Source organism: Paenisporosarcina sp. (assembly GCF_057785155.1).
This window is the reverse complement of record NZ_JBYNRN010000033.1, coordinates 63,254-88,492: the sequence shown is the minus strand read 5'-3', so window position 1 is coordinate 88,492 and position 25,239 is coordinate 63,254. Positions and strand designations below refer to the sequence as shown.

General features: G+C 37.8%; 22 protein-coding genes and 1 tRNA gene. 8 read left to right on the top strand and 15 right to left on the bottom strand.

Translation table 11 applies throughout. From position 1 onward, the window contains the following. Window positions 1–460: 460 nt before the first annotated feature. Window positions 461–1,039 carry a nitroreductase family protein gene (locus tag AC3EA5_RS11840; RefSeq protein ID WP_488608531.1) on the bottom strand — a complete coding sequence of 193 codons (579 nt, stop codon included), beginning with the start codon at window positions 1,037–1,039 and terminating at the stop codon, window positions 461–463. Window positions 1,040–1,069: 30 nt separating this feature from the next. Continuing rightward, on the bottom strand, window positions 1,070–1,420 hold the full coding sequence (locus AC3EA5_RS11835) for a DUF3307 domain-containing protein (RefSeq protein WP_394189622.1): 351 nt from the start codon (window positions 1,418–1,420) through the stop codon (window positions 1,070–1,072). 143 nt (window positions 1,421–1,563) lie between these two features. Between AC3EA5_RS11835 and AC3EA5_RS11830 the strand changes: the two genes are divergently transcribed. Continuing rightward, window positions 1,564–2,709: an HD domain-containing phosphohydrolase gene (locus tag AC3EA5_RS11830; RefSeq protein ID WP_488608530.1), complete on the top strand. Its 1,146-nt coding sequence runs from the start codon at window positions 1,564–1,566 to the stop codon at window positions 2,707–2,709. 55 nt (window positions 2,710–2,764) lie between these two features. On the opposite strand, the gene AC3EA5_RS11825 is transcribed toward AC3EA5_RS11830, so the two are convergent. Further along, window positions 2,765–4,594 (bottom strand): sensor domain-containing diguanylate cyclase, encoded by a 1,830-nt coding sequence (locus tag AC3EA5_RS11825; RefSeq protein ID WP_488608529.1) that lies wholly within the window; start codon window positions 4,592–4,594, stop codon window positions 2,765–2,767. Window positions 4,595–4,679: 85 nt separating this feature from the next. Between AC3EA5_RS11825 and AC3EA5_RS11820 the strand changes: the two genes are divergently transcribed. Both AC3EA5_RS11820 and AC3EA5_RS11815 read left to right on the top strand, forming a co-directional pair. Next, window positions 4,680–5,237 carry a glycerol-3-phosphate acyltransferase gene (locus AC3EA5_RS11820; protein WP_488608528.1) on the top strand — a complete coding sequence of 186 codons (558 nt, stop codon included), beginning with the start codon at window positions 4,680–4,682 and terminating at the stop codon, window positions 5,235–5,237. A gap of 112 nt (window positions 5,238–5,349) precedes the next feature. Further along, window positions 5,350–6,207 (top strand): DegV family protein, encoded by an 858-nt coding sequence (locus AC3EA5_RS11815; protein ID WP_488608527.1) that lies wholly within the window; start codon window positions 5,350–5,352, stop codon window positions 6,205–6,207. A gap of 190 nt (window positions 6,208–6,397) precedes the next feature. Here the strand turns inward: AC3EA5_RS11815 and AC3EA5_RS11810 are convergent, their stop codons facing one another. Next, window positions 6,398–6,886, bottom strand: a complete 489-nt coding sequence (locus AC3EA5_RS11810; protein ID WP_488608615.1) for an amidase domain-containing protein — start codon at window positions 6,884–6,886, stop codon at window positions 6,398–6,400. 63 nt (window positions 6,887–6,949) lie between these two features. On the opposite strand from AC3EA5_RS11810, the gene AC3EA5_RS11805 reads away from it, so the two are divergent. Further along, entirely contained in the window at window positions 6,950–7,348 is a 399-nt protein-coding gene (locus AC3EA5_RS11805; protein WP_488608526.1) for a hypothetical protein, read from the top strand. An 83-nt stretch (window positions 7,349–7,431) separates the two neighbouring features. Here the strand turns inward: AC3EA5_RS11805 and AC3EA5_RS11800 are convergent, their stop codons facing one another. From AC3EA5_RS11800 to AC3EA5_RS11790, 3 genes are all read right to left on the bottom strand, one after another. After that, the gene (locus AC3EA5_RS11800; RefSeq protein ID WP_488608614.1) at window positions 7,432–7,992 is read right to left on the bottom strand and encodes a DUF6241 domain-containing protein; all 561 of its coding nucleotides are present in this window, start codon (window positions 7,990–7,992) and stop codon (window positions 7,432–7,434) included. Window positions 7,993–8,078: 86 nt separating this feature from the next. Then, a complete protein-coding gene (locus AC3EA5_RS11795) occupies window positions 8,079–9,185 on the bottom strand; it encodes an HD-GYP domain-containing protein (protein ID WP_488608525.1) in 1,107 nt (368 codons plus the stop codon). Window positions 9,186–9,416: 231 nt separating this feature from the next. Then, window positions 9,417–9,489 (bottom strand) — tRNA-Ala (locus AC3EA5_RS11790). Window positions 9,490–9,617: 128 nt separating this feature from the next. On the opposite strand from AC3EA5_RS11790, the gene AC3EA5_RS11785 reads away from it, so the two are divergent. Continuing rightward, the gene (locus AC3EA5_RS11785) at window positions 9,618–10,640 is read left to right on the top strand and encodes a DUF2804 domain-containing protein (RefSeq protein ID WP_488608613.1); all 1,023 of its coding nucleotides are present in this window, start codon (window positions 9,618–9,620) and stop codon (window positions 10,638–10,640) included. 49 nt (window positions 10,641–10,689) lie between these two features. Here the strand turns inward: AC3EA5_RS11785 and AC3EA5_RS11780 are convergent, their stop codons facing one another. Together AC3EA5_RS11780 and kynA are read right to left on the bottom strand one after the other, a co-directional pair. Further along, window positions 10,690–11,415 carry a glycerophosphodiester phosphodiesterase gene (locus tag AC3EA5_RS11780; RefSeq protein ID WP_488608524.1) on the bottom strand — a complete coding sequence of 242 codons (726 nt, stop codon included), beginning with the start codon at window positions 11,413–11,415 and terminating at the stop codon, window positions 10,690–10,692. An 11-nt stretch (window positions 11,416–11,426) separates the two neighbouring features. Beyond that, complete coding sequence (gene kynA / locus AC3EA5_RS11775) at window positions 11,427–12,287, bottom strand: tryptophan 2,3-dioxygenase (RefSeq protein ID WP_488608523.1); 861 nt, start codon at window positions 12,285–12,287, stop codon at window positions 11,427–11,429. A 407-nt stretch (window positions 12,288–12,694) separates the two neighbouring features. Between kynA and helD the strand changes: the two genes are divergently transcribed. Both helD and AC3EA5_RS11765 read left to right on the top strand, forming a co-directional pair. Beyond that, window positions 12,695–14,923 carry an RNA polymerase recycling motor HelD gene (helD, locus tag AC3EA5_RS11770; protein ID WP_488608522.1) on the top strand — a complete coding sequence of 743 codons (2,229 nt, stop codon included), beginning with the start codon at window positions 12,695–12,697 and terminating at the stop codon, window positions 14,921–14,923. Window positions 14,924–15,046: 123 nt separating this feature from the next. Then, window positions 15,047–16,234 carry a GTP-binding protein gene (locus tag AC3EA5_RS11765; RefSeq protein WP_488608521.1) on the top strand — a complete coding sequence of 396 codons (1,188 nt, stop codon included), beginning with the start codon at window positions 15,047–15,049 and terminating at the stop codon, window positions 16,232–16,234. Window positions 16,235–16,253: 19 nt separating this feature from the next. Here the strand turns inward: AC3EA5_RS11765 and AC3EA5_RS11760 are convergent, their stop codons facing one another. Continuing rightward, on the bottom strand, window positions 16,254–17,123 hold the full coding sequence (locus tag AC3EA5_RS11760; protein WP_488608520.1) for a GNAT family N-acetyltransferase: 870 nt from the start codon (window positions 17,121–17,123) through the stop codon (window positions 16,254–16,256). Window positions 17,124–17,244: 121 nt separating this feature from the next. Between AC3EA5_RS11760 and AC3EA5_RS11755 the strand changes: the two genes are divergently transcribed. Next, on the top strand, window positions 17,245–18,312 hold the full coding sequence (locus AC3EA5_RS11755; protein WP_488608519.1) for an acyltransferase family protein: 1,068 nt from the start codon (window positions 17,245–17,247) through the stop codon (window positions 18,310–18,312). Window positions 18,313–18,349: 37 nt separating this feature from the next. On the opposite strand, the gene AC3EA5_RS11750 is transcribed toward AC3EA5_RS11755, so the two are convergent. From AC3EA5_RS11750 to AC3EA5_RS11730, 5 genes are all read right to left on the bottom strand, one after another. Beyond that, window positions 18,350–20,173 (bottom strand): ABC transporter ATP-binding protein, encoded by a 1,824-nt coding sequence (locus AC3EA5_RS11750; protein WP_488608518.1) that lies wholly within the window; start codon window positions 20,171–20,173, stop codon window positions 18,350–18,352. Further along, window positions 20,154–21,896: an ABC transporter ATP-binding protein gene (locus AC3EA5_RS11745; protein ID WP_488608517.1), complete on the bottom strand. Its 1,743-nt coding sequence runs from the start codon at window positions 21,894–21,896 to the stop codon at window positions 20,154–20,156. The genes AC3EA5_RS11750 and AC3EA5_RS11745 overlap by 20 nt, the downstream gene beginning before the upstream one ends. Window positions 21,897–21,925: 29 nt before the next feature. Beyond that, complete coding sequence (locus AC3EA5_RS11740) at window positions 21,926–22,204, bottom strand: hypothetical protein (RefSeq protein WP_488608516.1); 279 nt, start codon at window positions 22,202–22,204, stop codon at window positions 21,926–21,928. Between the two features lie 199 nt (window positions 22,205–22,403). Further along, window positions 22,404–24,233 (bottom strand): methyl-accepting chemotaxis protein, encoded by a 1,830-nt coding sequence (locus AC3EA5_RS11735; protein ID WP_488608515.1) that lies wholly within the window; start codon window positions 24,231–24,233, stop codon window positions 22,404–22,406. A gap of 49 nt (window positions 24,234–24,282) precedes the next feature. Further along, window positions 24,283–25,176, bottom strand: a complete 894-nt coding sequence (locus tag AC3EA5_RS11730; RefSeq protein ID WP_488608514.1) for a DMT family transporter — start codon at window positions 25,174–25,176, stop codon at window positions 24,283–24,285. Window positions 25,177–25,239 lie beyond the last annotated feature (63 nt).

The window sequence follows — 25,239 nt, the reverse complement described above, 5'->3', positions numbered from 1 at the left end:
ATTCCGCTGGAAAGATTAGCACTAAGAAATTAGTGCTAATCTTTGCGACGAAGCTAGCGTAGCGATACAGAAGCAGATGTTTTACACCATCTCCATTCCAATTACAATTGAAGTAGTTGTAAATGTAAATTTATAATGTTCAATTTTGCTCATATTCAATAAATAACTTATGAATTTTATAACTTTCAACTATATAATTTATTCACATATAAGCTAGTGGTCGGCTATTTCTGAAGACTCCTGCGGAAAAACGAAACACGCTAGACCCCGCAGGTGAAGCTGTCAGAGACAGGTGAGCCGAGGAGGCTAACGTTTCGTCCGCGGAAAGCGAAAGAAATAGCCTACTACATTCTATCAATTGATTATTTATAAAAACAAGATTTCTATTATGAATACTCTTTTGTCTACAATATAAAATCCCGAATCCGCATATTGTATGCTGGATTCGGGATTTGGTATTTTATTCAGTTGCGCCAAAGAAAGTGATGAATTCTTCCGAATCCTTACGTTGTTTCGCTTTTGGCATTTCATCGAAGTAACCGAATTGAAGCATACTTATGATACGCTCTCCTGGTTTCGCTCCCATTGCTTGACGGAATTTCGGTGCATCGATAAATGGAGGCGTCTTCCAACATGAACCAATCCCTAGATCCCAAGCAAGTAATTGTGCATTTTGAATGTATGCGCTAGCTGCAGCATAATCCTCTAAACGTTCTTTTTGACGAACATCTTCAGGTACGATGACAAAAGCATATCCACCTGGTGACGTGAATTTTTTCATGTTTTTCACTAAATCTTCTTCAGAAAGCTCTTTCCATTTCGGTACACCGAATTCACGTAAAAGCTCATGTAATTCAGTGAGTTCTTTTCCGCAAGCAACGACTAAGCGCCATGGTTCTCGGTTTCCGTGATTTGGAGCCCATTTTGCATCATCCAACACGGATATTAAAGTTTCGCGCTCTACTGGTTGTCCATTAAAGTTTTTAATTGAGCGTCTTTGTAGAATCGCATCTCTTATTGATAAAGATTGTTCATTCATGATTGTATGTTCTCCTTTTTATTGCTGAAGTTAAAACCAAATGTGTGCAATCACACCTAAAATAATGAGATGGAAGATTTGGTCAGCCATTATGATTAACCAGCCAGCATCTTTTCCATTTGTTTTCATCACATTCTTTACCCACCACTGCACGAATGTCCGACGGTCTAAAATAATATGACTTCCTATCATAAGTATAATAGCAGTTAAAGGTAATAATCCATAATCCAAATAGACTACGGCAGTTACGATTAGTGTATATATGAAAGAGTGGACCAAAAGTGGAATCCATTGTTTGGTTTTATTCATTGCCATCCAACTCGTTTGAAACAAATAATCGCCTATAAAATGGCCGATTAACATATAACTAAACACCGTCATCCAAGATCCTCCTAAGTGCTAAAGAACTATTTTCAAGCCAATAATCCTTACTATGTCATTCAATAATCCTATGGTAATATTATCATACCAACTAATCGGCAAGAAAAAAAGAACCGCTTTTGAGCAGGAAAGGATTTTCCATGATGACAAATGATAAACCTATCTCCAACTTCAGTGACCAAAACGAGCTAAAGTCCGAAGAAATGCTCGCTGTTATCTTTGAATACATGGGAAAAATAACTGCTGAAAATGATTTAGATAAGTTACTGATGATTTTAGCTGACCTAGGTAAACGGCTAATCATTGCAGATCGCTGTACTGTTTGGCTCTATCAAGCCGCTGAACATCAGCTATGGACTATTGTAGCACATGGCATTGACAAGGTTGTAATTCCCGCAGATAGCGGCTTTGTTGGCCACAGCTTTATGACTGGAGAGCCGGTCATAGTCGAAGATGCGTACCAGGATGAGCGATTTAATGATGCGATTGACCGGAGCACGGGTTATTTAACGAAGTCTGTCGTTTGTATCCCTTTTCGTAATTCAGAAGGAGAAATCATCGGTGCCTTTCAAGCTATAAATAAAATGACCGCCAGTCAAACATTTTCAGAGAAAGATATCGAAGTATTAACTCTAGCTGCTTCGTATTCAGGTAAGTCCTTTGAATCTTCCATTCTTCGAAATGAATTAATAGAAACTCAAAAAGAAATGATTGAAACAATGGGAGAAATCGGTGAAAGTCGTTCGAAGGAAACTGGTCATCATGTTCGACGAGTCGCGAAATATTCATATGAACTAGCTAAGTTAGCAGGATTGCCCGAACAGCAAGCGAGACTACTAAAATTAGCTTCACCAATGCACGATATCGGTAAAGTGGCTATTCCTGATCATATTTTATTAAAGCCTGGAAAATTAACAGACGAAGAGTTTGAGTTAATGAAGACGCATACGTCAATTGGATATTATGTGTTTAAACATTCACAACGTGACTTATTAAAAACGGCTGCGATTATTTCACATGAACACCATGAGAAATGGAACGGAACTGGCTATCCGAATGGGTTAGCAGGAAAAGAGATTCATATTTTCGGACGAATAACAGCCATTGCTGATGTATTCGATGCTTTAGGTAGTGATCGCGTCTACAAAAAAGCATGGCCTCTTCAAGATATTATCGATCACTTAAAGGAACAACGTGGCCAACACTTTGACCCTACTCTTATCGATTTGTTCTTAGGCAACATTGATACATTTTTAGATATTCGGACTGCATTATCCGATGAGATATAAAAAGGCTGCGAGACGATTTTCATAAAGTCATCTCACAGCCTTTTTCTGTATATCTTCACATCATCGTCACTTTGTTTTTCCCGCTCATCTTAGAAGCATAAAGTGCTTTGTCTGCTAGTTCAATCCAATCATTTGGCTTATTAAAATCATGTACGCTTGAAGAAGTACCGCCAATACTAATCGTCGCGACCCCGATAGTTGAACTGGTTTTATGTTCAACTTCCGCATTTCTCATTTCTCTACAAATCTTCTCGGCCATTTGTCTGCCTTCTTCTTCCATCATATTTGGAAGAATGATGCCAAATTCTTCTCCCCCATACCGAGCAACAAATCCATCATAGCCCACTATTTCTTTGAACATGGATGCAGCTTTTTTAATTAACTCATCACCCATGACGTGTCCATAGGTGTCATTATATTTTTTGAATTCATCTAAGTCGATTAACAACAGAGTTAACAGTGATCCATTCTTAATAGCATCAATCGAAAGTTCCTTCATTTTTTCATCAAAGAATCTTCTGTTATTCACACCTGTTAATCCATCAAGTAAAGTTAATTCTTTTAAACGAGCATTGGTTTCACTAAGCTCTTGTGTTCTTCGTTCGATTTTTTCATCTAACGTTTGATTTAAATGAAGGAGATCACTAGTTAAGTTTTCAGATTCCTGGAACTTCTGTGCATAATTGCGACTTAAATTTAATGACTGCACAAAAATGTAAATAAAGAATCCGTACGTCGCTATATTAGAACCTTCAATCCAATCGAGCGATAAAAATACGTCATTTAGTACAGTAATAAAGAAAAATATGCTAGCTGTTAAGTTAAGAACGGCTGTTCTTCTTTTTCTTTTAACCGCTAAAATTAACACATAGAGAGTGTAAATCATGGTAATGGCTGCAACTATCAAGAAGTAGTCAAAAGCAGTCCGATAAAAAACGGGATTTGTCACTAAAGTGAGCAGTATTAAGATTGACGTGATAATAACTGAACCTTGTATTACCCATTTTTTCATTTCGTTTGGATATAAATTACGTAGGAAGAATAAATATAGTAAATAGCCTCCATACATGATGAGAAATTCGAATCGATGCTGCCAAATCCACGAAATATCTGGAAACAATACAGCGATAAACAAAGGTTCCACAAAAAGTGCTCGTAAGGCTACTAAAATACTTAATAAACCAAAATACAGAAAGGCTCTTTCTTGTCTTCTAAATGCAAAAATACCAAATTGGTAAATACCCATAATTAAAATTCCACCGATGACAAATAAAGTAGAAGCCACTAATTCGGTGTAATAAGCAGTCACAGCATTAGCTGCCCCAAAATAAATCGGGTTATTTGCGCCACCGATTGGGTGTTCAAAATTAGCAATATGCATGATTAAACGTACTTCCGTATCTTTAGGGGTAAAAAACGCAACTTCTTTTTTAAACGCAGCTTCACTTGATTGTCTTGACGTCCCTACAAATCCATTGGAGGCAACTTTAACTCCATCAACTATTAATGAGTACGAGGAATATTGATGCGGAATGTAAATCCCCATAACATTTCCTAACCGATTTTCTGGAATTTGAAGTGTTAGTGAATAGGTCGCATACCCATTTCGATCATTCGTAAGTGATGTCCAATCGCTCGGAACCGAAATAAGTTGAGGCGTTTTTAATTGATTCGTTTCTTCAATTTGAGACTCTGTTAAAAACTGTTCCCAGTAAAAAGTCCATTCTCCATTGAGTAAGACTAATTCGTCCTCATTCAATGGACTATTGGTTAAATCCATTTTCCCATTATTCGCAATCATGTAATTGGAATTTTGTATAGTTGGCGTTGCGCACCCCGTTAGAAGGAGAACAATTAGTAATGTAATTTTCAATATAGGATGCATAACCACCCTCCTCTCTATTTATTTTGATTTCCCAATTTAGTGGTTTCGTTCATAATAGAAAGAAAGACGAATCAGGGGGTACTATATGATTGTCTATTGGATCTCAAGCTATCTTATTGGAAACTTTATGACAGCATGGTGGGTTGGCAAGAGAAATAAGATCGATTTACGTGCGCACCGTAGTGGAAATCTTGGTGCACGAAACGCAGGGGCTGTCATTGGGAAGAAAGCATTTTTTATGACATTTCTAGGGGATGCATTAAAAGGAGCACTTGTTATTGTAGTAGGTTTTTATTTTGATTTTTCATTATGGATAATTGCACTAGCCGGATTACTCGTGATTGCAGGTCATTTATATCCTTTTTGGTTAAAAGGTAAAGGCGGAAAAGGCATCGCTACTTTTATAGGCGTTGGACTTGCTATTAATCCAGTATTATTCTGTTCGTTTATATTAGGATTTGTTTTATTTATTCCATTTTTAAAAAGTGCCACTTTAAGCATGTTTTTTGGTTATGTTACGTATATTATAACAGTCTTCATGACACAAGAAGTAACAAATATGTGGCCTCTTCTTATAGCCATTGGTCTTATCTTGTATCGACATCGATTTGATTTTCGACAGTCTTTGGATGAAAGAAAATAGTATCATTTGCATAACTTTAATTAGCTAAAAATAAGAGTTTTGGTTGATTAAATACTTTTAATGTTATAATAATTATAATATTCATACTTTCATATAGATAGGATGTTTTATAATGACAAAGAAACCAATTGCCTGGGTAGTGGATAGTACCGCATATGTTAGTCCTGTGCTAGCAAACCACCCTGATGTATTTGTAGTACCATTGAATATTCATTTTGGACAAGAGCAATATGCTGATGGAATTGATTTAACAACAACTGAATTATATGATCGCATCCGAAATGCTGAAGAGTTCCCTAAAACTTCTCAACCGGCTGCCGGTGAATTTGCGACATTGTATGAAAAAATAAGTGAAGCGTACGAGGCCATTATTGCTGTTCACGTTTCTGAAAAATTAAGTGGAACGATTGGCTCTTCAAAATCAGGAGCTGAAATTGCCGAAGTTCAAATGGAAGTTGTCGACTCTTTTGCTCTCTCTTCGGGTATTACCAAACTTGTAGAACGCGGTTTACTCTTACAAGAAAGCGGCATGGAGTTACATGAAATTGCTGCTCAGTTACGAAATGAAGTCCAAAACCTAAGAAACTATATATTGATTGGTAATCTAAATCAATTGTATAAAGGTGGACGCATGAGTGGTGTTCAATTCTTCCTTGGAAGTTTACTTCAAGTAAAACCAATCATTCATTTAAATGAACAAGGCGAATTAAAAGCATTAGATAAAGTTCGTTCTCAAAAGAAGGCAATGAATTATATTGTTGATAAAGCGGTTGAGTCTTATGAAAAAGACGGCACTCGATCGATTGATTTAATGCACGGGAACGTTCCTGAGCAAGCCGAAGAAATTAAAAACTTAATTCAAGCAAAAACGCCTGACTTAGAAGTTCGAATCGGAGAAATCAGTTCCGTTCTAGCAGTTCATGCTGGAGAAGGTACGATAGCCGCATTGTGGCATGTCCCTGTGAATTAAATAATTAGAAAAGGTTCAGCTAGTCATGAGAAATGACTAGCTGAACCTTTTTTAAACTGTATTGGCTTGTAATGAATAAGTTTACTCGTCAATTTTGTGATTTTACTCGTCAACTTTGAAACTTTACTCGTCACTTTTGGGAATTTACTCGTCACATTTCATCTTTTACTCGTCAAACCTACAAACTTACTTAAGTGAATGAATCTAATATATGAAAGAAGATATAAGTTGTTTTTCCGGGTTCATATGCCATCGAGTTCGTATAGCGCCAATCTCGATTAATACTATTGTTTGTGTGTGCGTTTACGCGTGGTTCATTGCCATCAAATCCCGTAACAATAGTGGAGTGATTAAACCTTCCATCTCCTTCAAAGTCATAACAAATGACGTCGCCTAATTGAAGTTCACTTGCAGATCCCACTTTTCTCGCACGTAACCCTTTCGTGGAAGTATCTAAATACCATCGAAATGAATGTGAAACAGACCAACTAAAACTCCATGTTCCACCTTGCACCCACCAACCTTGTGCACGATTTGGGTATCCTCTCATCGGTGCTCCACCCGCTCTTAAACACTGCGAAACATAATTCGTGCAATCAACGTCAAAGATAGGATAAGCAGGATTGTATGAATTCCACCACTTATTTGCATATTGCACAGCAGCTTCACGATTATACAGATTGAATCCCTCCTAGTGAAAGGTTATGTGTATGAGAGTAAAATTAGAATGGAGTGTCGATGTATGAGAAGAACGGCATTTGGTGTTTTTGTATCGATGATTATTGGGGGAATCGGATTCATCATATTATTTGGAGACCTCAATGCTATATTACTTTCAGTATACGCGTTTCCATTTTTGATTTTTTATGGTCTTCCTGTTGCATGGATGGCTCATCAATTGACTCATGACGAAGTGGAATGGCCGGCTTTAAAGAGACTTCTCGTTTATATTGTAATGGGAGGATGGTTGCCGATACTTATCGGATTCATGGTTTCTTTATATAATGAGCCTTACGACGTGCTAGCCGTCATTGTAATTGTACTTTCAATGATTTTTGCATTTGGATTTTGGTTGGGAGAAGAATTATTTGTCCGAACAAAATTGAACGAATGTACTGAACCGAATTTAATGAAAGTTTAAGTCTTAGAATTAATAACAGTCCTCGCAATAAAAGATCACCCCATTCTGGTGTTCTCTAGAATGGGGTGATCTTTTGTTCTTATTTAATTAACATTAAAGTATTTAGAGATAAAACGCAGTTCCTCTTCATACGTCAAAATTCCAGTTGCACGTCCTACTGTACCGTTTTGTAGCGACCAAATGCTATTGTGATCTTCATCCACTCTACTGAAGTCATCCTCTTTCCAGCGATTTAAGATCTTCAGATACGTACTTTCATGTTTAAAGTTATCTTTATTTCCTTCTACAACATCTATCAATCGTACGACCCTTTCTTTGGTAAGTGGAATCATGCCCCACTTTTTATCAGCCTTAACTTTTTGATGAGACATTTGGTGAATCGCATTTTGAACTTCCCCATCTGTCATCGTTTCTGGATATAGTTCAATGACATCAATTATTTCTTTATCTCTGATTTCAATGACTTTTTCTCCATCATTTTCAATAGCCTCGGTTACAATAACATCCTTTTTGTTAACGATGATTTGGAGATCTGGTTTAATTTTCATATATATAAGAATGCCGATTAGTCCTATAAAGGCAACCAATAAAACCGTTTTTTGAATTTTGTTAAATTTGAGTGGTTTTTTATCTGCGATTGTCATCAACCTCCAATTCCATCTACTAATGGTATTATCACCCAGTTGTTCGTTGATAACAACACTAAAATAGATATTAGAAATTGATGTGCTTATAACAAAGCATCAGCTTCAACAATTTCAATCGTTTGATTTCCTATAGTTGATAAATCAATTTCATATGGTGTTACGTCGATTTGTTCTTCATCCCTAATAATTCGGATTTCCGGACGACCGACCGCTTGATAATTGTATTTAGTCACGATGCCTGTTCTTCCATCATTTAATTTTACAGTTAGACCTGGCGGGTATAGTGCAATCGAATTTTTAAATAAATGAATTTGTTTGCTATCGAACTGTGTCCCGCTCCCCACATAGAGTATTTCCATCCCTTTATGGGGTAACATTGCGGGTCGGTATGGTCTTGGGTTCGTCAATGCATCAAATACATCAACTACACTAATAATTTTTGCGTACTTATGAATTTCTTCATCTTTTAACCCTCTCGGATAACCTAAGCCGTCAACTCTTTCATGGTGTTGCAAAGCACAGTGCGCAACAGTTACAGGAATTTCATGCATTTTTCTTAGCATTTCAAAACCTAGTTCACAATGGGTTTGAACCTGAGCATATTCTTCTTTGGTTAGCTCGTCTGGTTTGTTGAGTATTTCAAGGGGCACATATACTTGTCCAATATCATGTAACATTGCCCCTAAACCGATTTCTTCAATGTTCTTTAATGGCAACCCATTTTCGATGGCCAATTGACACGCATAAATCGATACGTTTAAGCAGTGATTGTATACATAGTTTTCGTGCATTTTAGTCGTAGCTAGTAGGTTAAGTGCATCTTGATTAGTATTTATGCAACTATAAATATCTCGAAATACTTTTTGAAAGCTACGCATGGCTCTCCCAGATTTCAACATATTTTGAAGGTTGGTACGGTTTGAGCTGAACTCGGAAATCGTTTTAAATCCTTCCGTAATCGTCTCCATTGCCTCTAATCTAACGATATCAGGAATCGAATCCACGATTTCAATACCTTCTGAAGCATGATCTTCTATGTAAATTGTAGCGATATGATATTTTTTTAATTTAGTGATAAACCGTTCCGTCAGTTTGGATCCTTGAGTTAAGAGCACTTTTCCCTTGTCATTATAAATAGCTTTCCCTATTCTCATGCCAGGCTGACAGCTATTTATGTTCACTAATCGCATTTCAACATTCACTTCCCTCATATTTACCTAATAACAGAAACAATAAATGCACGTACGAATAGAACTATATGTGTAAACTTATTTAAGTCTATTATATTATAAATTTTGCGAATTATATCTATTTTTTATTAAAAAAAGTGATTAATTAATAAATAATAAAAGTGGTTTTTGCTATTTTTGATAAAAAAAAGAAACGACAAAGATTCTTTGTCGTTTCTTCAAAAATATAAATGGAGACTATCGGGATCGAACCGACGACCTTTTGCATGCCATGCAAACGCTCTCCCAGCTGAGCTAAGCCCCCAAAATTCTGTGAGTGATAGAAATAAAAAAGTGAGTCAATACCGCTTTTTTCAGATTTTTGTTACAATGTACAGTATACCTTAAATGGAAATTGATTCAAGGTGCGAGAGGGTGTCGGAGATGCAGAAAATGCAACAGCATGCGGAACGTGAAATCAGTACACCAGTTTCTTTATGTGATTCAAAAGGGAATTTAAATCCGGCTGCCATTGGATTTGCTCGACAGCCGATTATCGATAGCAATTTAACTGGACATTTTATGCGCAAGAAAAAATGGAACTATTGGTGCGTGTATGGTGAAGATATTCTTTTCTCAGCAACGATTAGTCATTTGGATTATGCCGCTGTCTGTTTCGTGTATTTCTTAGATTACGAAACTCAAAGATTTTTCGAGAAAACAATTACCATTCCACTTGGACAACGGATTAATATGCCGAGTAAGGTTTTAGAAACAGTAAAATTTTCAAATAACGATATGAGCATTCAACTTTTACATATGCAAGGCGAAACACATATGACCGTAACGATTTCAGATTTCGATGGAGAACTACTTCATGCCGATCTGCATATTGAACACCCGAAAAATGATGATTCTTTAAACGTGGTCATCCCATGGAATCGACAACTTTTCCAACATACAGCTAAGCACCATACACTGCCAACAAGCGGCTTTGTGAAAATTGGAGAAAAACGCTATACATTTAACCCAGAAGAAAGCTTCGCCGTTTTAGATTATGGACGCGGTGTTTGGCCGAGATCTGCACTTTGGAATTGGGCAATGGCCTCTCAAAAAGTTGGGGATCAGCGCATTGGCTTAAACTTTGGTGGGAAATGGACCGATGGAACTGGGATGACAGAAAATGCAATTTTCGTGGATGGCAGAATGACTAAAATTCATGAAGATGTATTATTTGAGTATGATCAAAATGATTTTATGAAACCATGGCGCATTCGAACTAAATTTTCTAAGGACGTTGACTTAACATTTACTCCCTTTTTCAAGCGTGTCGCTAAATCGGACGCACGTCTAGTCACATCTTCAGTGCATCAACTCGTCGGTTACTTCAATGGTGTTTTGAATTTAGAAGATGGGTCAAGCTTAGCCATCACTCAAATGCTTGGAAGTTCTGAAGAACATTTAGCTAAATGGTAAATGAAAATCCTCACTGGCCGTTAAAGGCAATGAGGATTTTTTTATTTTTTTAATTATGTGGACCAATAAAATCCATCATCTTTTCAGGGTAATCTGTAAAGATTGCGTGAACACCTATCTCATTCAAAGCTTGAGCATGTTCGATTTCATTTACGGTAAAAACGCGAATGATTGATCCTTTTAACAAAGCTTCTTTCGTCATTTTCCTCATGGCTGCTGGTAAAAAAATATGAAGTGCATCTGCTGGAATAAACCGAGCATAATCATATGCATCCACTAATACTTCCATTGTTAACAAAGCGACTTCTATATGAGGCGCACTCTTCTTAAACTCCCGAATTGCTTCATGATCGAATGAAGATACTACAACTCTATCAGCTATTCCTAGTGATTCAATTTCATGTAATACCTTATTGCCTAGTCCTTCATATGGAAAAATATCTGACTTTAATTCAATGTTAATATGGTGGTTTGTGTCTTTAAAAATATGCAACACTTCTTTTAATGTTGGAATTGATTCATTAACAAATTCTGATGAAAACCAACTGCCGTAATCATATGCTCTAAGTTCAGCTAGCGATAAGTCTTTCACATAACCTGTACCAGTAGAAGTGCGGTCGATGGACTCGTCATGAATAACGACAAGCTCTCCATCTTTCGTTAAATGTACATCCAGCTCGACGCCGAAAATCGGAAGATTAGCCGCTGCTTTGAAAGCGGCGATTGTATTTTCCGGATGTGTTCCTGATAAACCTCGATGTGCATATATTTTCATCCTGTCACCCCTTAAATTTCAGTGCGTAAAGTCCACAGTTCAGGGAAGAAATATTGATCCAACACTTTTTTCAAGTAATGAACTCCTGATGAACCTCCCGTACCTGTTTTAAACCCAATGATTCGTTCCACTGTCTTCATATGACGGAAACGCCATTGCTGTAACCAGTCTTCTATATCCACTAATTTTTCAGCTAATTGATACAGTTCCCAATATGAGTCTACATCTCGATAGACCGTTTTCCATGCTTCTAAAACACTCGCATTTGGTTCGTATGGGCATGAAACATCACGATCTAAAATATGTTCATCAATAGGCAAGCCGCTGCGTGCTAACTTACGAATCGCTACATCATAAAGCCCAGGTTGATTAAATGCCTTTGTTAAAATGCCCAACAATTCTTCGTCTTTTTCATATATTTTAAGAACATGCTTCGTTTTGTAACCTAAAGCAAATTCAATCATGCGATACTGATAAGACTGGAAACCGCTAGCATTTCCTAGAGATGATCTAAATTCCATATATTCTGCTGGCGTCAATGTAGATAGGACATCCCAGGCTTGTATAATTTGAGCTTGTATTTTTGACACACGAGCCAATTGTTTCAGTGCTGGTTGCACTTCATCCTTTTTAATATGAGCAATAGCTCCGCCTAACTCATGCAAAATTAGTTTCATCCACAACTCTGATACTTGATGAATCATGATAAATAATGGTTCATCATGATGGTTCGTTAATCCATCTTGTGCTGATAATAGTTTATCTAAGTGTAGGTATTCACCATATGTCATATTTTCTTTAAAATCCGTATGTAGTCCCGCTTCTCCTTGAGCAGCAAAGTTTTGACCATGATCCATTTTTGGCTTTTCCATGTTTTCAATCTCCTTCAGCTCAACTTCGTCTCGATCTCATCTACTTAGATTATGACATGCATCTTTCCACATTAACAGAGTTCTTGCAATTTATTGAAAATTCTACTTGCTCTTGTTAATTTCATATGATAAGATTCTATTCTGTTTTCAAACCCCAACATCATTAGAAAAACGAAAAGCGCTACTCTAGCCTGACATCGGCGCTGGAAGGACCGATTCGAAAGCTTGCTTTCGTATGAGTTAAGGAAGGAAAGGCTAAGAACGCGACATCGTGTCGCAACGCCTTCATGACCCACTTCCTATGGGCCTAAGCTTAGATGCAGGCTGGCGCTTGTAGTTAGACATTCCTGATATGTAAGACCCATCACGAATTGCAGGACGCAAAAATCAAAATAGCGGAGGACTGTATGACACAGAAACATCCTGATTTTGAACAAGAGCAAGAGCGCCTGACTTACACCAAACACTATATGAAACAACTCCTCGACGAATCCATGCGTGATGTGAAATCTGCGCAAGAAAATATTCGTCACGCCATGGCCGATTTGGATTACTTAGATTCCAGTTTAAGCTATATGAATATTTTAACGAATGCTCGGTTTTTTGAAATGGCTCGGTCCCAAAAAGAAGGACTCGAAGCTATTCAGCAAAAGCCTTATTTTGCGCGCATTCATTTTCAAAAAGATGGCGAAGACAGTGAAATGTTATACATCGGAAAAACCTCTTTATTCCATCGCGAAACACAAGAACCGATTATCGTTGATTGGCGCTCACCCGTCGCAAACGTTTACTACGATGGACGACTCGGGGACATCGAGTATGATGTCCGTGAAGAACGGTTTTCTGGTCATTTGTTTTCAAAACGGCAATACATAATTGAACAAGGCGAACTTCAATCCGTTCGTGATATCGATTTAACAACCAACGACGAATTACTTCAAGATGCACTAGCCGGAAAAGCGGACGTTCGCCTTACTGAGATTGTATCGACGATTCAGGCTGAACAAAATGAAATTATTCGGGCACACTTAAAACAACCTATTTTAGTTCAAGGTGCGGCCGGTAGTGGGAAAACAACAATTGCTCTTCATCGTATTTCTTACTTCCTCTACACAATGGGTGAACACTTTCCTGCCGACAAATTAATGATTCTCGCCCCTTCTAAATTATTCATGGACTATATCGCCGATGTATTGCCTGAACTCGGTGTTAGTCAAATTTGTCAAACCACCTATGCGGATTACGTCTTACAAGCAACTGGCATTAAAGTAAAATTATCCGATTCCAATTTAAAATTGGCTGCATTAACGGAGCAAACAGTTCCAGACGAACAGATGCTTTGGCTTTCACAAATGAAGGGATCCCTAGACTATAAGGATTTGCTCGATTTGTATGTAACGAAATATGAAAAAGAAATCGCTTCTCAATTCGAAGATATTTTCATTGAAAAATATCGAATCATGAAAGGTGCTCGTCTTAAGAAACTATTTCTGGTCGATTTCGCTTATATGCCAATTGAAAAACGGTTGGAACGAATTAAAACTATCTTACTTTCACATGTGCGCCAGAAAAAGAAAGAAATTTTATTGATGTTAAATCAAAAATACGACGATGCATTAGACAAAGCCCTTTTTGGCATACGAGATGACGCAAAACGGAAATCCGAAGTGACAAAATTCATTGATGAACGCGATCGACGTATTCCATTAATTGAAAAAGAATCAAAATCAACCGCTTCGGCTTATATGAGACGTTTCAAAAAAGCTTCTATCAAATCGATGTATCGGAACATCGTGACTGATTCCGTATTTTTTGAATTGCATGCATCAATTTGGAACGAAGAGCAACTTCAATCTTTCCATCAGCATCATGTCCGCGATTCTTGGGAATTAGAAGATTTAGCTCCCCTTTACTATCTTCATTCAAAAGTAAAAGGAATTTCTGACCAATGGAAAATGCGTGTAGTTTTTATTGATGAAGTGCAAGACTATAGTATTTTTCAACTTGCTGCTTTAAAAGAAGGACTGGATACGGATATGTTCACAATGGTCGGCGATTTAGCCCAAGGCATTCACAGTTACCGAGCATTGACTTCATGGGATCCAGTTGTCGAACTTTTCCCTAGAGCGACCTATACAACTCTCCAAAAGAGTTATCGAACAACGATTGAAATAATGGAAATGGCGAATACCATTTTGCTTCAAATGGAGGAAGAGTTGCCACTTGTTGAACCCGTAGTTCGCCATGGCATTCCACCACTTTTTCATGAAATGAAAGAAATTGATGCAAAGAAAATAGCGAGTTTACTGACTGAAATAAGAGAGCGTGGGCATCATTCCATCGCACTGATTTGTAAGACCACAAAGGAAGCTGCTCGTGTTGCACATATATTAAACGAGGAATTTCCGGTTCAATTATTAACCGATCACTCTGACATTGATCAGCAGAAGTTATTAATTGTTCCGAGTCATTTGGCAAAAGGATTAGAGTTCGACGCTGTTTTGGTGACGTCTCTTGACGAACCTTTTAGACCACATTCAATCGATCGCAAACTTTTGTATGTGGCTATGACTAGACCCATGCATGAACTTCATTTAATTGGACCGAGTTATTCTCATTTTCTACTGAATAATTAAAAGATTTTTAGCCGCTTCTTCTTAACTTGAAGAAGCGGTTTTTTTATTTACTCTTGCAACCTTATAAAAATACGTGTATCTTTAAATCGTAATGATTACTATTTAGGCTCAAGGAGTGAAAGTATGAATAATCAAATTCCCGTTACAGTCTTAAGCGGATATTTAGGGGCAGGTAAAACAACGGTTATGAATCATTTGTTAGCAAATAAAGAAGGAAAGAAAATTGCAGTTATTGTGAATGATATGAGTGAAATTAATATTGATTCACAATTAATACAAAACAAGGGATTTTCTCGTACAGAAGAAAAATTAGTTGAGTTAACGAATGGGTGCATTTGTTGCACATTACGTGAAGATTTAATGATTGAAGTTGAGAAACTAGCAAGACAAGGCAATATTGATGCCATTCTTATTGAATCTACGGGAATTTCCGAACCTATTCCAGTGGCTCAAACGTTTACATATATAGACGAAGAAGTTGGGATTGATCTTTCTAAATATTGTCGCTTAGACAGTATGATCACAGTAGTCGATGCTTTTCGTTTTTGGAGTGATTATGAAAGCGGAGAATCCCTCTTGGAGCGAAAACAAACGGATGACGAACATGACGTGCGTGATGTATCTGATCTATTAATAGATCAAATTGAATTTGCAAATATCATTCTAATCAGCAAGACTGATTTAGTGTCCACCGAATATTTACAAGCATTTAAATCCTTTTTAACAAAAATGAATCCTGATGCCATTTTAATTCCTATTCAAAATGGTGTTGTAAACCCTTCAGTTATCTTCAATCAAAATTTATTCGACTTTGAAAAATCGAGTCAATCCGCTGGATGGATGAAGGAGTTAAACGAAGAACATATTCCAGAAACAGATGAATATGGTATCAGCTCATTTGTTTATAAACGCAAACGTCCATTTCATCCAGAGAGATGGAATGCTTGGCTTAGTGCATTCCCGCAAGAAATCGTTCGCTCGAAGGGGTTTTTCTGGCTTGCTACAAGAAATAAGATGGCCGGTCTACTTTCCCAGGCAGGAAACTCTTTGCAATTCCAAGGAGCTGGCTATTGGATTGCGAGTTTATCAAAAGCAGAACAAAAACAAATTATGGCTGAAGATGAAACGATTAGCTTAAATTGGGATGATATACACGGAGATCGACAAACGGAAATGGTTTGGATTGGACTCGATATGGATCAATCTGAGATTGAATCGCAACTTGATGAATGCTTATTAACTGATGAAGAAATGAAGGGGGATTGGACAAAGTTCCAAGATCCCCTTCCACCGTTTGTTGCTGCTAATTAAAATTATAAAAACCACCACTTTAATTAGTGGTGGTTTTTACGTAATAATCTACTTGCAAATTTGTTTTAAACCCTGCTTTTTCGTAGATGGATAGTGCTCCAGCATTATCGATTTCTACATCCAGCATAACCTTTTCTACTTCTCGGTTTTTCGCTTCTGCTAATACAAAATGCAAGATGGCAGAACCGATGCCTTGCCCTTGTTTAGACGCATCTGTTGCAAGCGCAGTGATCCAAAACGACTGATCGTCTTCGACAACCGTGACAGTTCCTACACAAGTCTCATTTATCTTTGCTACGTATACATGGCGACTCGGATTTGACTCATTGAAATTCAAAAGGGTGTGTACTTCTTCTTCAGTATCTCCAAATGCATTCATCAGTATTTGCGTAATTTCATCATGCTCATTTGTTAAAGATTGCACGTGAACTTGGCTATCTGATTTCTGTTCAGCAGGGGCAGCTTGCATGGTTGCTTCCGAGAAATTCCATTCGTAATTTAATGCATCCAAAAATTGCTTGGCATTCGGTGCGTTTTTAATCGCGAGTGCTAACTCTGATTCCGCTCCACGCATTTCAAGATTTTTATTCAAAGCCGAAACTAAAGCTTTGCCAATTCCTTGCTTTCGATATCTTGGGTGCACAAGTCCACTCCATTCATAAGAATGAACACCAATCATATCAATAGCGGATACGACTCCTACTAATTCTTCCTCATCATATGCTACAACTACAAACCCTTTGACAGATTCATCTGTCATTGGATACAGATTAAGTACTTGCTCATATGAAAGCTGGTCCTGTTTTTCAGTTAATTGAATGAGTTCCATGATTTCTCTCGCTGTATCTTGATCGACAGGAAAGGAAACAGTCATTAAGGAAATATCCACACAATTTTCCACCTTTCTATCAGTTGTATGTCATGCTTGTATCAAATCCATAACAATGGTTTATTTTTCATTGAGAAAGGCTATATAATAACAAAAGTTTGATATTTTAAGGAGCCTTCACATGGAGAAGAAACGTTTAAATTGGGTTGATGTCACAAAAGGATTTTTGATGATTTTAGTCGTCATTGGACATTATCCAGGACAATTAGATTTCCCATTAGGAAAGTATATATATTGGTTTCATATGCCTGCGTTTTTCCTGTTAAGTGGGCTATTTTTTAAGCCTGTTTTGGAAAAAGGCAAATCCAAAGAAGTCATCTACAAACGCTTTATGCAGCTTATCGTACCATATTTATTTTTCCTTGTAACGATAACTGTCATCCGTTATGGGATGGAAATCGGGTCAGGAAACATGGAGCTTTCATGGTACTTGAATGACTTATGGACACTCGTCATCGGTGGCCGTTTCGCACGTGGAGCATATGGCGTGTTTTGGTTTGTCACTACCCTATTCTTTACATTCTTGTTTTTCTTATGGATGACTAAGTATTTTAATCGTACAAAACAGTTTATTATTTTGTCGGTATTTTATCTAATTGCTCATGTCGAAAGTTTGTTTGCAATGCGCGTGATTGGCGGTGCACCTGACGAAGCTTCTCAAACAATACCAATGATTTGGAATATCGATGTAGCCCTAATGGCTGTCGTCTATTTCTCACTCGGTTACTATATGAAACATATTTGGATGAATATCACCACACCATGGTTCATTGCTGGTTTAATAGGCAGTATTTCAGCATTTACTTTGGATTGGTACAATGTCATTGACTATCATTTAAGTATGAAGTTTTTGCGGTATGAACACTTTACGCTCGATTTACTTATTCCTATATCGATTACGTTAGTTTTCGTCGGCCTGATGCAGCGCATCACGGCTAAGATGTCGCTATCCTGGTTACAAAAAATTGAGAAGCATTCGATTTCAATCATGTATTTGCATATTTTCACCGATATTGTGTTGAACGATTACTTTGAATACGGCTTAATTGGATTTACTGCCTTCGGGCTTATTGTGCCAATCGTCGCTTCGATTGTCATTCAAAAACTTGTTCCTCATGGTCGTTTATTCCTTGGCGGCTTTAATCCTAAAAGAAGAAAACGTATTTCACCAACCCCATTACCAAATTAAAAAAGAAGGTGGATCTCAAAATGAGTCCACCTTCTTTTTAGATTTTGGATTCAGCAAGCATTTGATAGTACAAGCCTTTGCTTTCGATTAACTCGTCTTGACTACCAGATTCTACTAACTCTCCTTGCTCCAACACATACACAACGTCAGCTTGTCGGATCGTATTCAAACGGTGTGCGATAACAAAACTCGTTCTGCCTTCCATTAACCGTTCAAGTGCTTCTTGAATCTTCACTTCTGTCACGGTATCAATACTGCTCGTCGCTTCATCTAGCAGTAATATGACAGGGTCTGCAATAAGAGCTCTTGCAATTGAAAGTAATTGTTTTTGTCCTTGGCTGATTTCTCCACCATCCGCGGTTAATATCGTGTCATACCCTAAAGGTAGTTTCGCAATAAATTCATGTGCATTGGCTTTATTCGCAGCTTCCATAACTTCTTCATCCGTAGCATTCAATTTCCCGTAACGAATGTTTTCCTTCACTGTTGCTTCGAATAAAAATGGATCTTGTAATACGAATGCAATTTGACTTCTTAATGTCTGCCTTGGTAACTCCTGAATTGGTATATCATCTATTCGAATTTGACCTTCATTGGCTTCATAAAATCGTGCTAATAACTGCATGATAGTTGTTTTCCCAGCCCCCGTCGCCCCTACTAGAGCAGCTGTTTCTCCAGGATATACTGTAAAATTCACATGACGAATTGTATGTTCATCATCCGTCTGCTCATATTTAAAGGACACATTCTCAAACTCCACTTTCCCTGTAAGAACCATATCTTGATAATCGGTTGCATCATCTTTCTCAATCGGTTCACCAATAATGACAAATACACGCTCAGCACCTGCAATTGCCGATAATACCGTATTAAATTGATTCGCCAAATCGTTTAAAGGACGCGTGAATTGTCGCGCATATTCAGAGAAAATAACAATTGTCCCAATCGTTACATGTCCGTTTAGCGCGAGCAAGCCACCAATACCTGCCACAATGGCAAAACTCGCGTTATTCAGCATGTTCATGACTTTCGGGATGAACCCTGAATAAGTAAGAGCCCAAAAGCCGGTTCGACGGAGACGTTCACTCTTTACCGTGAATTCGTCTATGACTCGGTTTTCTTGTGAAAAGGCTTTTACAATTCGCTGACCTGAAATTGTTTCTTCAATCATTCCGTTTAAATCACCGACAGCTTGTTGCTGCTCTTTAAATAGTTTACCTGTTCTTCTAGTGATCCACTTCATGGCAATAAACATAACCGGAATGATGGTCATCGTTAAAAGGGTAAGTAAAGGACTCAAAATGACCATAACAATAACGGTACCGGTTAACGTTAAGATACTCGAAAACACTTGAATAAATGAACTATTGAGCGTGGAACTGACATTCTCAATATCATTGGTTACACGACTCATTAACTCTCCATGCTGTCTTTTATCAAAAAATGAAACGGGCAGTTTTTGAAAATGAGCAAACAAACTTGTTCTCATACGATAAATCGTTTGTTGTGCAATGCCGATCATCCAATAGTTTTGTAAAAACATTGATACAGAAAGAAACACATAAATGATAATTAACCACACAATCTTCGATTGCATGCCTGTAAATTGCCCTTCGACAATATGAGTATCAATAATTTTCCCGATTAAAAAAGGACCAATTAACGCTAGTGCAGAACTAATGACGACAAGCAGCAAAACCGTTATGAGAAGAAACCGTTGCTCATCTACTAACTTCCAAATTTGTTTGAAGACAAATTGCCAGTCGCTCGGTCGATCACCTTTTTTCTTTTTGACTGGTTTAATATCTTCCTTCGAAAGAACTGGTTCATAGCCAAATGGTTTAGAGAGTATGTTGCGCATTTTCAGACACCTCCAGTTCTTGCTGAGATTCTGCTATTTCACGATACAATTTAGAGCTTCTCACTAACTCTTCATGAGTGCCATATCCTGAAATCCGGCCATTATCAAGAAGAAGAATACGGTCTGCTCCCTTAGCTGTTCTAATTTTTTGAGTCACTACTAACATTGTCGCGTCCTCTTTTTCAAGCGCACCCCATAGAGCAGTTTCTGTCTTAACATCTAACGCACTCGTGCTGTCATCCAACAAAAGAATCTCTGGTTTACGCACTAGAGCTCTTGCAATGGATAAACGCTGTTTCTGTCCACCTGAAAGATTTACACCTTTTTGTCCTACACGCGTTTCATATCCTTTTGTAAACTGTTCAACAGAGGTATGAATCTGTGCTTGTTTGGCTGCTTGCTCTAACTCTTCTATCGAAGCCTCTATTTTGCCCCATGCTAAGTTTTGATAAATACTCCCCGAGAATAATAGAGACTGTTGAGGAACTAGCCCAATGGTTTGCCGTAATTGATCCAAAGACCAATCCTTCACATCTTTCCCATCGATTTCAACTGAGCCACTGGTTGCATCAAAGAAGCGCGTTATGAGTTGAAGCAATGTTGATTTACCAGAACCTGTCGCTCCCATAATGGCGAGTTTTTCACCTGATCTCACCGTGAAACAAATATCTTTTAACACAGGTTCCTTCGTATTCAAATAGTTAAAGGAAACATTTCTAAACGTAATTTCCCCGTTTGCAAGCTTCCTCATTTCACCTGTTTGTTCATTGCGTTCTAGACCTTCATTCACCAACAAAACTTCTTCCATACGTTCAGCAGAAGCTTTCGCTCGAGCAACCGCCATGATAATAAAAGCAAACATTGAAAAGGCACCGGTCATTCTCATTGCGTAATTGACAATCGCTACAAGCTCCCCGATTTGGGCATCATTCGTCTGTATTCGATCCGCACCAAACCAAAGAACGGCAAGCAAACTAACATTCATTACAAATAATAGAAGAGGTAAAATAATTTCCATCATTCGTAAAGCTTTCACGGTATCCATTTTCAATAATCCAGATACTTGTTCAAACCGCGAAGACTCATACTTGCCACGCAAATAGGCTTTTATTAATCGGACAGCTTGTAGGTTTTCTTGAAGAACACGATTTACTCGGTCCAGACTAACTTGAACGCGAGCAAAATACGTCACTCCTTTTCTAACCATTATGTATAAAAAGACAATAAGAAACGGTACTGCGACTACTAAAAACATAGCTAAATATGCGTTGACAATGAAAGCCATGATTAAGCTTCCTAACACAAGGAGTGGTGCTCGTAGCATAATACGAAGACTCATAAACAATACGTTTTGAACCATTGTTACGTCACTCGTTAATCGTGTTATAAGACCTGAGGATGGAAAACGCGTAAAGGTAGCCATCGTAAATTGTTGTACTTGTTTAAAAAGCGCACTTCTTAAATCAAACGCAAAGCTTTGCGCCGCATGGGAAGCAAAGTAAGAGTTTGTCGCTCCTGAAAGAAAGGCTAAAAAAGCCATCCCCATCATCACGGATCCCCAAACCCAAATGACCGATTGGTCCTGTTTTAGAATGCCATCATCAATTATTTTGGCAATTAACAATGGCTGGACAAGTTCGACCGCAAGCTCCGTCAGCATAAGGAATAGTGCTATTGCTATTGGCCATTTATATGGTTTTACATACGAAAAGACGGTTTTCATATCATTGTGCCTCCTGAAACTTCTTCGCTCTACGAATTAATTATCTGATTGTTCCCATTATGCCACAACGAAAAGGATTGGGGTACATTATAGACACGATAAATATGCATTTTTTTGTTGGTGAGCAGTCGCTCAGTTAGAGTTCCAGGGTTCTTGGTTAGAATTTCGGAGGTCTCAGTTAGAATTGTGTCCATCTCAGTTAAAAGAATCGACATCTCAGTTGTAATTGTTCCAAGTGGATTAGCGTACGTTGCTTTTCCAACAAACAACGACTGCCAAGCATAGCGGGCAGTCCAAATTTTTTTCAAGATTTTGAATGGCCCCGCTTCGCGGGTGTTTCTGTGAGTGAGCAGTCGCTAAGTAAGAATTCCTGGGTTCTTGGTTAGAATTTTCGAGGACTTAGTTAGAATTTTAGCATTTCAGTTAAAAATTTCGCGATCTTGGTTGTAATTACACTTAAACGTCAAAAAGAAAGAGCTCCTTCTTTTCAGAAGGAGCTCTACTGCATTAAATTTTAAATTGTTGTACAAGTTGTTTTAATTCTCCAGAAAGTCCGTTCAATACATCGGCTGATGATGTGATTTCTTCCATCGAAGCATTTTGTTCTTCTGCTGCTGCTGCAACCGTCTGAGCGCGTTCAGATGCTTCAGTTGAAAGGGCTTCAACCTCACGAACTCGTCCTTCCATTTGGTGAGCAGATGCATTCATTTGTTGGAAGATCGCTGTAATTTCTTCTGTTTGAGCCGAAACTTCGCTAATCATCTTCGCGATCTCATCATAGCTTTCACTCGATTTTTCAGCTAAACCAATTCCAAGAGCCACTTCTTTCGTGGAACCTTGCATGGATACTATAGCTTCCTTAACTTCGTGTTGAATTGACCCAATTCGTGAGTTAATATCTTTTGCAGCATTTGCAGATTGCTCTGCTAATTTTCGAACCTCATCAGCAACAACCGCAAATCCGCGTCCGTGGTCTCCAGCTCGAGCTGCTTCAATAGCTGCATTTAATGCTAATAAATTCGTTTGTTCCGCAATAGCTGTTATAAGACCGACAATTTGACCAATTTCTTCTGATTTCACACTTAATCCACTCACGACATCTGCAGTTTTTTCAGAAACAAGACGGATTTCGTTCATCTTCTGACGTGTTTCTTCCATTACATGAAGACCTGTTGTCGTTAACTCAGTCGTTGATACAGCTTTGTCTGAAACATCTTGAATCGCTACAGAAGCTTGTTCCATACCTGTCGACATCTCACCAATCGATTCTCTCACATGACGAACAGATTCAGCTTGGACATCTGCACCTTCAGACACATCAGCCATCGATTCTGTAATTTGCTCTGTCGCGCGACTCGTTTCAGATGCACTAATTGAAACTTGTTCCGCCGAAACAGCGACTGTTGAAATAGAAGCTTGTAGATCTTTTACAAGCTTTTGAAGCGTCATTAACATTGTATTAAAATGACCAGCTAAATCACCAAATTCATCTCTGTTTTTGATTTGTATTTGGTCAACCGTTAAGTCACCATTTGACATCGCTTTAAATCGATCAGTTAACAATCCAATCGGTTTACGAATTAAACGAGTTAAGAACATTGCAATCGCCACGGTTGCAAGAATAGCAAACAAAATACTAATAATTAACGCTAGCATAACGCCATTAAATGTACTGCTGCTCTGAGCTTCCAATCTTTCAGCTTCATCTAAATCGATATACACTAATTCATCCAATGTTCTTTGGATCGAATCATACTGAACATTCCCTTCGTATGTAAGGGCTACCGCTCGATTGGTATTATCTTTTGTACTAAACACTTGGACTTGTTTATTTTTCTCTATGTATTGATCCCATTTCTTTACAATATCTTTATGTAAATTAATAGCCATCGGATCTTGCAATAGTTTTCCATAGCTCTCTAGCAATGTATTGATTTCCTGAACTTGTGCATCTATACGTTCTGATGTTTCTTTTTTAACAGTTACATCGGTGGATAGAACATGTCTTTGAGTTAAACTCATGACATTTTCCATACGATAGTTTAAAGATTTCACTGCATCTACTCGAGGTAAAATACGTGTATTAAGTTCTTTTGTGTTGTCATTCAGCACGATCGTACTGTATACAGCAATACCACTTAGTATTAAGAATAATAGAATAATAGATGAGAACGCGATGATTAATTTTTTCCGAATGTTAAACCTAGCATTCGATTTTCTGAATTTAGGAGCTTTCATTTTAAATTTTGAAGATCCGACTCTTGGTTCTTTTACTTTTTTAACTTTAGGTACTTTGACTTTAGAGCTTTTGAATGGATTTCGTTTGAATTTACTCATGATTATAGTCCCTGCTTCCTCGTGTCATAATAATAGTATCGGCAAACTTTTACGAATTTTTACCGGAAATTGATAACCATGTGACAAAAAACAACATACAAATCGCCCCTATCCATTGCCACACTCCTAATAATTGATTTAACCAAATTACTGAAATAACCATTGCTGTTAAAGGCTCAATGCTTGAAAGAATACTAGTTTCTGTAGCTGATATGTACTTCATGCTACTTAGGAACAAAACAAATGCTAGCGTACCAAAAATAATAACTGTCATAAGCAACAAGACTAATTTCACATCCATCAAATAAATCCACTCGGATGATTCCCAAATTCTTGTTACAATGCCTAAGATTATTCCACCCATTAACATTGACCAACCCACAACTAATATGACGCCCCACTCTTTCATTAAAGCTGTGGGATATAGAATATAAAAGGCGAAAGAAAAGCCAACAGCAATACCCCATGCAGCAGCTTCTAGACTAATAAAGAGCGTTGATAATGTTCCATTTGTTAATAGCAAAAACAAACCAAATAACGTCCCGATAATTCCAATCACCTGTATGGATGGTGGCCATTTCTTTAAACTCAATGAGACGAAAAGAATGACAAAAATCGGCGCTAAAAACTGAAGGAGTGTTGCAACTACTGCATTACTAGCTTCAATAGCAGCGACAAAAGAGTATTGAACACCAAGCATTCCGAACACAGCAAAAATTAATAAACGCTTAGTCCAATAGGGATCTTTCCAAATACGATAAATCTCTTTATTTTGAAGCCTTAAAAACATAAGTAAACCGGAACCTGCAATAAATAATCGTAAGGTCAACATAAATGCTACTGACAGTGCTGAATTATTTAAAATCCATTCCATTAAAGGGCCTGTTGCACCCCATAGCATAGCTCCTGTGACAATCAATGCAATACCTTTTACGCGTTCCATGCGACCACCTACCTATATATCATAACTTATATCCTACTCTTCTCACAGATAAATTCACACGCT